This window comes from Candidatus Cloacimonadota bacterium (assembly GCA_034661015.1).
In the GTDB taxonomy this organism is placed as follows: domain Bacteria; phylum Cloacimonadota; class Cloacimonadia; order JGIOTU-2; family JGIOTU-2; genus JAYEKN01.
This window is the reverse complement of record JAYEKN010000166.1, coordinates 1-14,160: the sequence shown is the minus strand read 5'-3', so window position 1 is coordinate 14,160 and position 14,160 is coordinate 1. Positions and strand designations below refer to the sequence as shown.

Annotated in this window: 9 protein-coding genes and 1 tRNA gene; all 10 read left to right on the top strand. The window is 36.2% G+C overall.

Annotated features, from left to right (window positions below):
* Positions 1-61: 61 nt before the first annotated feature.
* The 10 genes from U9P79_06385 to U9P79_06340 all read left to right on the top strand — a co-directional run bounded on the left by U9P79_06385 (position 62) and on the right by U9P79_06340 (position 14,086).
* On the top strand, positions 62-4,279 hold the full coding sequence (locus tag U9P79_06385; GenBank protein MEA2104250.1) for a S8 family serine peptidase: 4,218 nt from the start codon (positions 62-64) through the stop codon (positions 4,277-4,279).
* A 68-nt stretch (positions 4,280-4,347) separates the two neighbouring features.
* On the top strand, positions 4,348-5,160 hold the full coding sequence (locus U9P79_06380; GenBank protein MEA2104249.1) for a hypothetical protein: 813 nt from the start codon (positions 4,348-4,350) through the stop codon (positions 5,158-5,160).
* Positions 5,161-5,187: 27 nt separating this feature from the next.
* Positions 5,188-5,664, top strand: coding sequence for a transcription elongation factor GreA (gene greA / locus U9P79_06375; GenBank protein ID MEA2104248.1), 477 nt, complete (start codon positions 5,188-5,190; stop codon positions 5,662-5,664).
* A 10-nt stretch (positions 5,665-5,674) separates the two neighbouring features.
* Positions 5,675-6,793, top strand: coding sequence for an isocitrate/isopropylmalate dehydrogenase family protein (locus U9P79_06370; protein MEA2104247.1), 1,119 nt, complete (start codon positions 5,675-5,677; stop codon positions 6,791-6,793).
* A gap of 97 nt (positions 6,794-6,890) precedes the next feature.
* The gene (locus U9P79_06365) at positions 6,891-8,309 is read left to right on the top strand and encodes an aminopeptidase (GenBank protein MEA2104246.1); all 1,419 of its coding nucleotides are present in this window, start codon (positions 6,891-6,893) and stop codon (positions 8,307-8,309) included.
* Positions 8,310-8,384: 75 nt separating this feature from the next.
* Entirely contained in the window at positions 8,385-9,164 is a 780-nt protein-coding gene (locus U9P79_06360; GenBank protein MEA2104245.1) for a tetratricopeptide repeat protein, read from the top strand.
* A 21-nt stretch (positions 9,165-9,185) separates the two neighbouring features.
* Entirely contained in the window at positions 9,186-9,926 is a 741-nt protein-coding gene (bamD, locus tag U9P79_06355; GenBank protein ID MEA2104244.1) for an outer membrane protein assembly factor BamD, read from the top strand.
* A gap of 92 nt (positions 9,927-10,018) precedes the next feature.
* Positions 10,019-13,339: a pyruvate, phosphate dikinase gene (ppdK, locus tag U9P79_06350; GenBank protein MEA2104243.1), complete on the top strand. Its 3,321-nt coding sequence runs from the start codon at positions 10,019-10,021 to the stop codon at positions 13,337-13,339.
* A gap of 45 nt (positions 13,340-13,384) precedes the next feature.
* Positions 13,385-13,461: transfer RNA gene (locus U9P79_06345), tRNA-Val, on the top strand.
* Between the two features lie 472 nt (positions 13,462-13,933).
* The gene (locus tag U9P79_06340) at positions 13,934-14,086 is read left to right on the top strand and encodes a rubredoxin (GenBank protein ID MEA2104242.1); all 153 of its coding nucleotides are present in this window, start codon (positions 13,934-13,936) and stop codon (positions 14,084-14,086) included.
* The last annotated feature ends 74 nt before the right edge of the window (positions 14,087-14,160 follow it).

The following is a 14,160-nucleotide window of genomic DNA, read 5'->3' as shown; positions in this document are numbered from 1 at the left end:
ACAAAAATATTTATTCAAAAAAGTCATTAGTGAAAATTCGAGTCAATTAGTGGCATAAAATATGAAAAAAATCATTGTAGTTCTATTCATCTCATTATTGTTTTCGCAAATTGCTAATGCGGAAATAACTTCTCCAAAAGAGTTGATCGTCAGATTTGAGGATGAAGCAGACATAAATGGAAAAAATACAGGTTTCGTTCATTTTGATTCCATTATGGAAAAATATTCTGTTGTTTCCATAGAACCTATTTTGCAATCTCAGAATTATTTCATCTATAAAGTAATTTGTGCCAAGGATATTAATTTTCAGGAAATAAAAAATCTTACTGCTCAAAGAGGTGAGGTTGTCTATACTCAACCAAATCATCTCAACGAAATGTTCTATCTTGTTCCCAATGATCCGCGATATTTTGAGCAGGAATGGGTTTTTTCAGCAGTAAAAGCTAATACCACTTGGGAATATGAAAAAGGAAATGAGCAGATTGTTATCGGATTGATTGATTCCGGTGTGGACTATAATCACCCTGATCTGGCAGATAATATTTGGCATAATTCGGGTGAAATGGGGCTTGATAGTCAGGGACAAAACAAAGAGACCAACCTAATTGATGACGATGGAAACGGTTTTGTGGACGATTGGCAAGGCTGGGATTTTACAGACACAGACATTATTGATGCACATGGGGATTGCAGAATTCGCGACAATGATCCGCTTGATGATCTGGGGCATGGAACACATTGTGCTGGGATTATGGGTGCCAGAACAAATAATAATCTCGGTGTGGCAGGTGTTTCATGGTTTGGGAAAGTTATGAATCTGCGAGCTGGATTTAAAGTCCAAAACAGCGGTTATCTCGAAGATGACGATGCTACTGCTGCGATGGTTTATGCTGCCGATAACGGAGCACAAATAATCAATATCAGTTGGGGAGATACCGAGCTATCTCCAATTATAAAAGATGTATGCGATTATGTTTATTCTATGGGTGTAGCAATTATTTCATCTTCCGGAAATGATTCCGGCGGTCAAAATAATTATCACCTTTTTTATCCGGCTGCCCTTGAAAATGTGATTTCTGTAGGAGCGATTGATGAATCCCTGGAAAGATGTTCTTTTTCTTGCTATGGTGAAGGTCTGGATCTCGTGGCTCCAGGAGCTTTGATACTCAGCACAGCACTTGATAATGAGTATCAGGAAATGAGCGGCACTTCAATGGCAGCTCCTTTTATATCCGGTGTAACTGCTTTACTTTTGTCAAATATTCCCACTCTTACAAATAACGAGATTTATTCTCTTCTAAAAATTTCCTGTGATGATCTTGGTGAAGATGGTTATGATAATTATTTCGGTCATGGAGTGATTAACTCAAATCTGCTTTTGCAAAATGCAAATCTGGGAGTGATACCGGAAGTAGTGATATCTTCACCTGTTACAGAACAAGGATTTAATTGTGATTTTCCGGTTGTAGGAATTGCTTTCTGTCCCGATTTTTTTAAATATACCGTTACATTTTCTACAAAATCCAATCCGCAAGAAGAGGATTGGTTCGATGTTGTAACACATAATTCCCAACCACAGCCATATTTTTCCCAGATCATAAACGATACTCTCGCTTATTTCAACACTGCCGGCTTGGCTGATTCTACCTATTATATACGATTAGCCGCCTATGATATTCACGGAAATATATTTATTGATATTGTTCAAATTAATATTGATCAAACTCCACCGCAATTTATTCCGAACGCCACCGGATATTGCCAAAGGTACGATTTTGATGAAAACGCTTATTTTGTTCTCTCAGCAGCTAATGAACCTGTAAGGTTTACGGCAAAATGTTTTTCATCCACACTTGATACTGTAACTATGATTTCCTCCAGATTTTCCGACTATACTTCGCTACGACTTCCGGATAATCTTCCACAGGATGACCTTTCATTCTATGTAAAAATCGAGAATAAAACCGATTTGATTAATGTGAGTGAAATTTTTTCAAATTCAATTTCGATTGCAAATTATACTGTTCCCACGAATGGATACGAGAAATATTTGAGTCATTCCGGAGGCGTTTATTTGTGTGAAGCGCGAGATGCGAATCACAATAATAAACAAGATCTGGTTTTTATGGAGTTTCCGGAGAGCGGAAATGTTGGTTCTGTTTGTTTCTGTGAAGATGAAAATAATTCCCTTGTTACAAAATTTGTAATGCAAGACAAATTTCAACCTTGGAGTTTGGGTGATACAAACGGAGACGGAAGAACGGAAATTGTGGGGAATATTGGGGATTCCCTTGTGGTTTATGAAGCCTCATCTTCTCAAAATTATCCTAATACTTTTATTTTCGGAAGTAGAGATATAAGCGCATTATATGGATGTGTTTTCTACGATCTGAATGCTGACGGATGCGATGAACTGCTCGTTAATACTTTCCTAGATAATTCCAGAACCGCCTATCAAATTTATACACGTGTCGGAAATCAATTTGTGTATGCTCAAAGATGGCTCTTGAATGATACTCCCACTTTTTCCAGAAACGAGTTAACGGCTCACCCACAATTTGGCTATCTTGATGGAGATGATAAATTGGATATTTTACTATCCGATGTTGACGGGGATATTTTAATTTTTGAAGTGATAGATAATGAAACAATGAATATTGCAATTGTTGATACGCTCCATATTCCGGTTGGACACGCTTATTATTGTGGGATTGGTGATTTAACCGGCGATGGAATGAATGAGTTTATTGTTGGCGGTTACAACGATGATATTATGAATCCCAATAATCAGTTCTGGTTATATGGTGCTTTTGCTTCTTCAGATGACAATGAATATTATCTTTTGGATTACACCCAAATTTCCGGAGTGAATTCTTCCAATGGAATGTGCGTTGCAAACGTGAATGCTGATAGTTTGCAAGACGAGGTGGTAATAGCTGCTGCTCCGGATATTTATGTTTTTGGAATGGAAGATGGAAAATTTCAGGCAAAATGGGTAGGGGATTCGTATCGTTCTTATTATCCTGTACCTGTGGATTTCAACAATAATGGTATTCACGAATTAGCATTTAACCAATATAATGAACAGGATGAGTTGGATTTAGTCATTTATAAATTTGACGAAGATATGCCAAGTATTCCCACTCCCCAAAATTTTCATGTCTATCCTTTGAATGACCATTCTGTGCAACTTACTTGGAATCTTCAAGATAATATAGAAGGCTTCAATATTTATCGCACAACTTCTTTTGACTCAACGGTTACTCATTCGATTTCTGCCACCACGACTTCATTTGTGGATACAATCGTGATAAAAGACTCTCTCTATCATTATCAGATTTCTGCTTTTTTTGGTGGAGAAGAAAGTTATCCGACCTTAGAAAAAAATGCGATTCCATATCCAGCACCGATTGTGGATTCCGTCTCAATGATCGCCCTTAATTCTGTAAGTTTGCATTTTGATAATCCCTTGAGTTTTTCTTCAACAAATCTGACAAATTATCAGATTGAAAATTATGGGTATCCACTTTCAGCAATTCTAACTCAAAGCAACATGCGAGTTATTCTAACATACGATTCAATCTTTGAACCGGAATTAGCACCTTTTACTATTCATTTGCAAAATATTGAGGGCATTTTACATACACCGATGCAAGACAGTTTGTTGGCTTTTGATTTTCAAACTGATATTCATTCACCATATATTGAAAGCTGTTCAATGGATGGTAAAAGCAAAATTGAATTAACATTTAGCGAGTATGTTCAAAATGAATCTGCCATGGTTTTACAAAATTACAATCTAATTTTTCCGGTTGGTTATGAAAATATTACTGTTTCTAGCATTGAACATAATGGAGACAAAGTAATTTTGTTTTTATCGGATGAACTTGGAACTACAGGTAATTCATATTTTATCAAAGTGTTCAATATTAAGGACTTGGCTGGAAATATAATTTTACCGGGGAAAAATCTAATTAAAATTTCATTGCCGATCAAGAATCTTCATGCTGTAAAAGTGGGACCAAATCCTGCAAAAGCTACTTGTGAAGAAATATATTTCAAAAATCTTCCCACAACCGGAAATGCAGAAGTTTATATTTATAATTTTGCCGGCAATTTGACAAAAAAACTGTCGAATCCGCAACTTTCGGAGGATTATAATACCATAGTTTGGAATATGAAAAATGCTGCCAATAAAGAGGTTGCATCCGGTGTGTATTTCTATATGATAAAATATTCTGATGATTTTAAACACGGGAAAATAGCGATAATAAGATAAAAATAATATGAACCACAAAAACGTAAAAAATTTGTTAAATAATTTAGTGGCAAAGAAGGTATTAGAAAATGATTTTATATGACTGGAAGCAAAGACTAAAAAAAGACTCCAAAGATTTTGTAGAAAATAAAATTCCTGCGAAAGATTATGATTTTGAGATAATTTATAATGCTTATCCCGAAAGAGTTGATGGTGAGATATCCGGTGAAATAATAACCTATGTTGCCAAACAGATGGGAAGGTATATGACTGTTGAGCCGGAACCATTTTTACCTTTCCTTAAATTTATCAGAAAAAATAAAAAAGATGTAGGCGTAAAAGTTTATAACTACATCATGAGGGATATTATAAAGAAAAATCCGGGTGAATATGACGACCTGTTTGTGAATTTTATAAAATCTGAGAAGGATTATTCTGCTTTAAGAAACATGTTTGATTTTTTGATCTTTCCCTTACTCAAAAAACATCCTGATAAATACGTTGATAAAATAATTGGTTGGATCAATATTAAATCTTCGGATATTCTTATTAAAAATATTTTCAGAATTATTTGCAGATATTTGCAAAGTGATAAAACAAAAGTACGGGGAATTTTTCAGAAATGCGAATCTTACTGGAATATTAATAACGAAGCCATAAGAGATGGAAATATTAAATTGCTGAAGACGATTTTCAAGGTTGATGAGGACTATTATCGTGAGATTTATGGAACATATAAATCTACTTATAATCCCAATTTTGTTGAGATTCTTTCTCACGCTATTTGTGAAAATGTAAAGATAATTGAAGAGGATATAAAAAATTGGGAAGAAAGTGGAAATACTCGCATAAAGGAAGCCGGAAAAGTAGCACGAAGAAATATAGAAAGATTGAAAAGATAGTTTCTGCGATAAAAGGAATTACAGCAAATGGATAAAGTTTATATATCCCCAGAGGGATTAAAAAAGTTGAAGCAAAAGCTGAAACGCATGATTGAAGTGGAAAGACCGGCTGTTATCATGGATATAGCCACAGCTCGCGAGCAGGGAGATTTAAGTGAAAATGCAGAATATACTGCCGCAAAAGAACATCAGAAATTTCTTGAAGGTGAAATAGCAAAATTGCAAATGAAATTTGCTGCTCTCAGAGTTGTAAATATGGATGAAATAAATAAAAACGAAGTCCGATTTGGAGCGAAACTTGAATTGTTCGATTTGAAAAGAGATGTAATTGTAAATTATAAAATCGTAGGTGAAGACGAAACCGGTAAAGAAGGGAATATGAGAAAAATATCCTGCAAAGCTCCGATCTCCAAGGCATTGTTGGGGAAAAAAATGGGGGATGAGGTTGAAGTAAAAGCACCGGTTGGAATTTTGAAGTATAAAATAAAAAGCATAAAATATTAGGAGAATTGATATGGCTAAGCATAAGATTGCATGGTTGCCCGGTGATGGAGTTGGCAACGACGTGATGGAAGCAGCAAAGATCGTCTTGGATAAAATTAATCTGGACGCTGAATATATTCACGGTGATATTGGTTGGGAATTTTGGAAAAAAGAGGGCAACCCTTTACCTGATCGAACTGTCGAATTGCTTGGTAATGTGGAAGCAGCTCTCTTCGGAGCGATTACTTCCAAACCGAAAGAAGAAGCAAAAAAGGCACTCGCTCCCGAATTGCAGAATAAAGGATTGACCTATTCCAGCCCGATAGTGGGACTTAGACAAAGATTCAATCTGCATACAAATTTACGTCCTTGCGTTTCATTCAAAGGGAATCCGCTAAATTATCGTGATGATATTGATCTTGTGATTTTTAGAGAAAATACAGAGGGTTTATATTGTGGAGTAGAATTTCATCCGACTCCCGAAGCGGTTTTCAGTACATTGAAAGAAAATCATAAAAAAATGGCAAAATTTGAAGGTACAGCACTTGATGATTTGGCAATTTCCTGTAGAATTTTCACACGAAAAGCCTGCAGTCGAATTGTCAGAAATGCTTTTGAATATGCAAAAAAGCATGGGTATAAAACCGTTACGGTTGTAGAAAAACCTAATGTTATCCGAGAAACTTCCGGCTTGATGGTGCGCGAGGCTCGAAAAGTTGCAACAGAATATCCCGGTATTGAACTTTGGGAAACGAATGTAGATGCTATGGCAATGTGGCTGATTAAAAATCCTCAAAATTATGGAATATTAGTTTCAAGTAATATGTTTGGAGACATTATTTCCGACCTTTCAGCACAGCTCGTGGGCGGACTTGGGTTTGCAGCAAGCGGAAATATTGGTGATGATTTAGGCGTTTTCGAACCAACTCATGGAAGTGCTCCCAAATATGCCGGGCAATATAAAGTTAACCCGATCGCTATGCTGATTTCCACAAAACTTATGCTCGATTTCATTGGTGAAAACGAATATGCCGATGCTCTTTTTAAGGCAATTGCAGAAGTTATTGAAGAAGGAAAAGTGAGAACTTATGATCTTGGTGGAAATTCCACAACTCTCGAAGTAGCACAAGCTGTCGCAGATAAATTATAGGTGTAAAGCAATTGCTGACCTGCTGAATTGCTGAAAAAAATAATACTAAAGAACAACAAACCAAAAACCGGGATTAAAAACTCCCAGAAGGATATTTATGTCAAAAGAAAAAAGTAAAGCAGAAAAGTTGCAAAAAAAATTAGCGTATAAGAAAAAGAATTTTTGGGAAGACGTTTCCGAAGATGAGAAAAAGGTAGCTTTGGATTTCTCCCATGATTATATTGATTATTTGAATAAAGGAAAAACAGAAAGATTTGTTATTGAAAATACAAAGAAAATTCTAACTGAAAATGATTTTATCGAAGCAACCGGTTCTCTTCCCAAAGATGCAGAATCAATTTTCCGCATAAATCACAAGAAAAGTCTGGCAATTGTGCGATTTGGGAAAAAAAATATCTCGGAAGGCTTCAAACTAATTGTTGCTCACGTAGATTCACCGCGAGTTGATTTTAAACAAGTTCCATTTTATGAAGATCCTACGGCTAAACTCTTGATGATTCACACCCATTATTATGGTGGAATTAAAAAATACCAATGGATGTCAATTCCTCTTGCTATCTGCGGAACTGTAGTGAAAGAGGACGGAACGTGCATCGAGATTAACATCGGGAATCAGGCAGATGATCCTGTGTTTACTTTCGCTGACCTTCTTCCACATCTCGCTCAAAGTCAATACAAGAAAAAAATCGGTGAAGCCATAGATTCCGAAAAATTAACCTTACTCTTCGGTTCGATTCCCTATCCTGACGAAGATGTTAAAGAGAAGATCAAGTTAAATTGTCTTGCCATTCTCCACGATAAATATGGAATCACAGAAGAGGATTTCATTAGTGCGGAATTGGAAATTGTACCTGCATTTGCCGCCCAAGATGTTGGACTTGACAGAAGCATGGTGGGCGGCTACGGGCATGATGATCGTGTTTGTGCCTATACTTCCCTCAAAGCAATTTTGGATACGGAAGCACCCGAATATACTTCGATAGTTTTTTTGGCTGACAAAGAAGAGATAGGCAGCGAAGGAAACACTGGAGCACAATCCGATTTTATCATTGACTTTATCTCCGATGTTATTGAGCATGAAGGTCTGGATAGTGCGAAAATGCTGAAAAAAGTAATGTTGAACTCCCAAATTCTTTCAGCTGATGTAAGTGTTGGAATAAATCCGGCATTTGCAAACGTCCATGAAAAAGATAATGCGGCTCTCATTGGCTTCGGAGTTGTTCTCACAAAATTTACCGGTTCACGTGGAAAAGGTTCTTCAAATGATGCGAATGCGGAATTCGTAGCAAGAATTCGTAATCTTTTCAACCAAAACAATGTTTGTTGGCAAAGTGCTGAACTGGGAAAAGTGGACGAAGGTGGTGGTGGGACGATTGCAAAATATATGGCTAATTATGGTCCTGAAGTTATTGATTGTGGTCCTCCTGTTCTCGCAATGCATTCTCCTTTTGAGATTGTAAGCAAAGCTGATGTGTTCTCCTCATACAAAGCCTACAAAGCTTTTTTTAATAATTAAGATGTTGCAAAAAAATTAATCTCAAAGAGAACGAAGAATATAGAGAAAAGATAAAATAAAAAACACGAGGTAGTTGTGAAAAAAAATGTCTCGATGATTCACCCGAAAAAAATCTGGATTTTCTGTTTCCTCTTCCTTATCCTTGCCCAATGCTCATATACTAAGCGATATAAAAATGTTGACTCAAGAATAACCGGTAATTCTCAAGCAGTGGATTCTTTGACAATCCAAATTAAATCTGCTCAAGAACAAATTGAAAAGTTTAGAGTTTTATTTGATAAAAAAGTTCAATTGATCGATGCAAATATCGGAACAAGTAAGTCGCTTCGAGCAAAAATTCGCGGCTTGGAAAATTCAGTAAACGCTCTCGAATCGAAACTTCAACAACAAGACGCGGCTATTGTGGAAATTACGGAAGAACCAGATGATACGAAAGTAGTCAGCAGTGTAAAAGAATATCCTGTATTGGAAAATCCTACTCCGGAAAAAATCTACCAACGAGCCCGTGAGTATTATAAAGATGGAAAATATCAGGAAAGTATTGGGGGTTTTTCCCAAATTATACATGATTATCCGGAAAATGATCTGGCTCAAAATTCTCAATATTGGATTGGTGAATGCTATTACTGTCTGGAACAATATGAAACTGCAATGTATAGCTTCGATAAAGTGATTTCGAATTACTCGTTTACAGATAAAACCGTGGATGCTAAGTTGAAAATCGCTCTCTGTCTGATTGGCATGAAAGAATACCAAGGTGCTTTAACTCAGCTAAAAGAAATTCGAGAGACTCATCCCGGTTACCACAATATTTTATTAGTAGATGAGAAAATTGACTTATTAGAAAATCAATAATCGAAAGGTTTAATTTACATTATGAAATTTAATATTCAAAAATTGCTTGTAATAATTTTTGCCATTTCCATCGTTGCTTGTGCACATCATCAGAAGGTTGACAATATGACAATCTCCCGGAAAATGCAGAAAGCCGATCGACTTTACGACAATCATAAATATAATCGAGCAAAAGATATTTACGAAATTATTACTTTTGAAAGCAGGGGTGATACTCTTATCCGAAAAGCACAATTCAGATTGGCAAATTCCTATTTTCATTTGAAACTTTACGAAGATGCTATTTATGAATATCAGGAATTACTGCGTCTTTATCCGCTATCAAGTTATGCCCAAAATTCTCTTTTTATGTTGGGTAAAAGTTATTACAAAATCTCCAACCCACCTTCTTATGATCAAACCGAGACAATAAAAGCAATCGAATATTTTATTCAGTATCTTAGCAATTATCCAGATGCAGAGAACGGTGCAGAAGCAGAAAACATAATTTACACTTGCAGAAATAAATTACTTGAGAAAAAATACGATAACGCCGATTTGTATTTTATAATGGGGTATTACAACGCTTCGCTGATGTATCTCAAAGAGATTCTTGTCTTAAACCGGACTTCTGACATTGATGAAAAGTCCTCAATCCTTGCTGCAAAAATTTATATTGATCAAAAAGATTGGGATTCACTTGCGATTTTACTGGAAAGATTTCGGAAAAATTATCCGAATCATCCTTATATTAAAGTTATTGAGCAATTTATTGTTGAATAAGGGGACGGTTGTTCACATTGCACCCGGGAGCATATAAAAATCAATATATTTATTAGATTTTTAGTGTTTGGTGTTACAAAGATATCCTTCATATGAAAATCGGAATACTTGGCGGAACTTTTGACCCTATCCATTTTGGTCATTTGAAAATTGCAGAATATTGCAAAAATGAGCTTGGCTTGGATCAAGTGTTCTTTGTTCCATCCGGTAATCCTCCCCATAAAAAGCCGGTAGCATCCTATAAACAGAGAAAAGAGATGCTTGCTCTGGCACTTGAAGGTAAAAACGGTTTTAAGTTGCTCGAACTGGAAAGAAGTGATGATAATTCCAATTCTTACACCTATCACACTTTGATAAAATTACAGAAGTTATATCCTGCTGACGATCTATATTTCATTATCGGTGAAGATAATGTTCCCGAGATTAAAAATTGGTTTAAATTTAAAAAACTGCTGCAACTTGCCCAATTTGTGGTTCTGAGCAGAAATATAAATGACCGGTTTCAAAAAGGACCATTAGATTACATTGATAAATTAAAATTTATTGAAATCCCTAAAATCCCAATTTCCTCACAGGAAATTCGGGAAAAATTGACCAATGGAGTATCAATTGAAAAACTGGTACCCGAAAAAGTATTAACATATATTATAAATAATTCCGAATATTCGGAACGAAAAAGAGGTAATATGAAAAAGCAAGTATTTTATTTTGGAAAAACACAGGTAGATGGTGATAAAAGTTTGAAAGAACTACTTGGCGGCAAAGGTGCAAATTTGGCGGAAATGTGTAGCATTGGCATTTCTGTTCCCCCCGGATTTACACTCACTACGGAAATTTGTAAATATTTTACTGAGCACGAAAATAATTATCCCCTAAATTTGCGAGAAGAAGTTGAAAACAATCTTAAAAAATTGGAAAATGAGATGGGCATGAAATTGGGTGATCCCAACAATCCTTTACTCTTGTCGGTTCGATCCGGTGCTGCTCAATCTATGCCCGGAATGATGGATACGATTCTTAATTTGGGCTTGAATGATTCGGTCGTGGAAAAATTTGGTGAAGCTTCAAATAATCCCCGTTTTGCCTGGGATGCTTACCGCAGACTTATTCAGATGTTCGGTAATGTTGCTCACGGAATTGATGGTGAATATTTTGAAGAAATTCTAACTCAGATAAAAAGAAAGAAAGACCTTTCCGTTGATTTGCAATTATCAACGGAAGATTTAAAGATGATTGTCGCCCAATTCAAAGAAGTTTATAAAACGCAACTTGGGCACGAATTCCCTCAAGACCCCAAACAACAACTATGGGAATCCATTGATGCTGTCTTTGGTTCATGGAATAACAAGCGTGCTATCGAATACCGAAAAATAAATTCGATTACCGGTTTGCTGGGAACTGCGGTAAATGTTCAAGCAATGGTATTTGGAAATATGGGTAACGATTGTGCTACCGGAGTTGCTTTTACACGAGATCCTTCCACAGGTAAAAATGAATTTTACGGTGAATTTCTCGTTAATGCTCAGGGGGAAGATGTGGTTGCAGGTATCCGTACACCCCAAGAGATCACCCAAAAAGGTTCAAAGAATTGGGCAAAAAATGCAAATGTTCCCGAAGATGAGCGAAAAGAAAAATATCCTTCCTTAGAGGAATTGATGCCCGAAGTTTACAAAGAACTTTATACAATCCAAAAAAAACTTGAAAACCATTATAAAGATATGCAGGATTTGGAATTCACGATTCAAAAAGGTAATCTTTTTCTTCTCCAAACCAGAACAGGTAAACGCACCGCCCACGCCGCCGTAAAAATTGCTGTAGATATGGTAAAAGAAGGTATAATTGATAAGGAAATCGCTATTATGAGAATTGATCCTGCCCAACTCGACCAATTACTTCACCCAAGTTTTCGGGATGCTGAAAAGAAGAAAGCCATAAAAGAAGGAAGGTTGCTTGCAAAAGGACTTCCTGCTTCCCCAGGTGCAGCAGTTGGAAAAGTTGTATTCACATCAGAGGATGCAGTAAAAGCAAAAGAACAAAATGTTCCGGTGATTCTTGTCCGAAAAGAGACTTCTCCTGAAGATATTTCAGGGATGCATTCTGCAAATGGAATCCTCACCCAACTTGGTGGAATGACTTCTCACGCTGCTGTTGTAGCAAGAGGAATGGGAAAATGTTGTGTTGCAGGATGCGGTGATATTTCTTTCACAGAGCAGAAGGACAAGTCTCTTTGTTTTATTGCAAATGGCGAAGAAATTCATGGCGGCGATTTTATCTCTCTTGATGGTGGAACCGGTGAAGTTATCAAGGGAAAAATCGGTACGGAAACACCAACGTTTTCTAATGAGTTCAATGAATTAATGGACTGGAGTGATGAGATTAGCAAACTTGAAGTTCATGCAAATGCAGATAATCCCAAAGATTCAACGGTTGCCAGAAGATATGGTGCAAAAGGAATCGGATTATGCCGAACAGAACACATGTTTTTTGAAGAAGACAGGATTGATTATGTGCGTGGTATGATTCTAGCTGAAACAGAAGCAGATCGCAAATATCCTCTTTCTGAATTAAAAAAAGTACAAATTGAAGATTTTAAGGGAATATTGGAAGTGATGCAGGGATTTCCTGTAACCATTAGACTTCTCGACCCTCCTTTGCATGAATTTTTGCCAAAAAGTGATGATAAAAAGGGTATTGAAAAGTTGAGTCAAAAATTCGGTAAATCCCTTCTTGACATTAAATCAACAATTAATAAATTAAAAGAATTCAATCCCATGCTCGGACATCGGGGCTGCCGACTCGGAGTAACTTTTCCAGACATTTATAAAATGCAGGTTGAGGCAATAATCGAGGCTTCCTGCTATTTGGTGGGAAAAGGTGTAGATGTTCAACCGGAAATTATGATTCCGCTCGTCTGCGATGTTAGTGAATTCTCATTTATCGAAGAATTTGCACGCAAACTCGCTGACGAAATTATCAAAGAAAAAGGCGTGAATCTTCATTATAAGATTGGAACTATGATTGAAATTCCTCGTGCTTGTCTTGTTGCTGATGAAATCGCAAAAGAAGCTGAATTTTTCTCTTTCGGGACAAATGACCTAACCCAAATGGGCTTTGGCTTTTCGCGTGATGACGCTGGAAAATTCCTAAAACAATATGTTGAAAAAGGTTTGCTGGAAAATGATCCCTTCCAATCCTTAGATCAAAAAGGGATTGGGCAGTTGGTGAAAATTGCGGTTGAAAAGGGACGTTCCGTAAACAAAAACCTAACTATCGGAATCTGCGGTGAACATGGTGGAGAACCCAAATCCATAGAATTTTGCCATAAAGTTGGCTTGGATTATGTTAGTTGCTCCCCATTCCGAGTTCCAATTGCAAGATTATCCACAGCACAAGCAGAAATAAAAAATAGCTAAATTTGACTTTATTTTATCTGATGGTCAATTATTGTTATATTTGATGGGTGATTAGCTCAGTTGGTTAGAGCACTACGTTCACATCGTAGGGGTCACTGGTTCGAGTCCAGTATCACCCACCATTTTTTTTGTTTTAGTAGAAATTATAGGTATTTAAACTCACCCCCAAACCCCCTCTCTTGAAAAAAGAGGGGGTTTTCCCCTTCTTTTTGAAGAGAAGGGACTAGGGGTTGAGTTGAAAAAAATTGAAATAATGTTCATAATATATTCAAAATTAAGGCAGGTTTTATAAGATTTATTAGAGGGCTGTATATTGCAAAATTTATTATATGTTTGTAATCCGCCGGGAAGCGGACAAATTTTTTTTATATTTCTTGAGTTATGAAGAAATGTGGTGATGGTAAATAAATTTAAAAAATTGTGTGCGGTAATTCTAACGATAAAATTCCCCTTGCTCAAAAATGCATGTGAGAATAAAATTTAATTCTTTCCGCTGAAAATATTCTCATAAATAAAACCTCTGAATTTTTTCAAAATAATTGATTAATAAAACCTGATATTATAATTTTGGCGTATAAATTTTAAGGAGTTTGTATGAAAGAGAATGTAAAGTATATCTGTAGTATTTGCGGCTACGTTTATGATCCGGTAGAAAATGAAGGAATTCCCTTTGAGGAATTACCTGAATTTTGGTTATGCCCTATTTGTGCGGTTGAGAAAGATATGTTCAATAAATTGGATGATTAGATAGCAAAGGGATAGGCACAAGTAGGAGAAACGCAACGGAATTATAAATTTGCTATAAGAAAATATTGCAATGA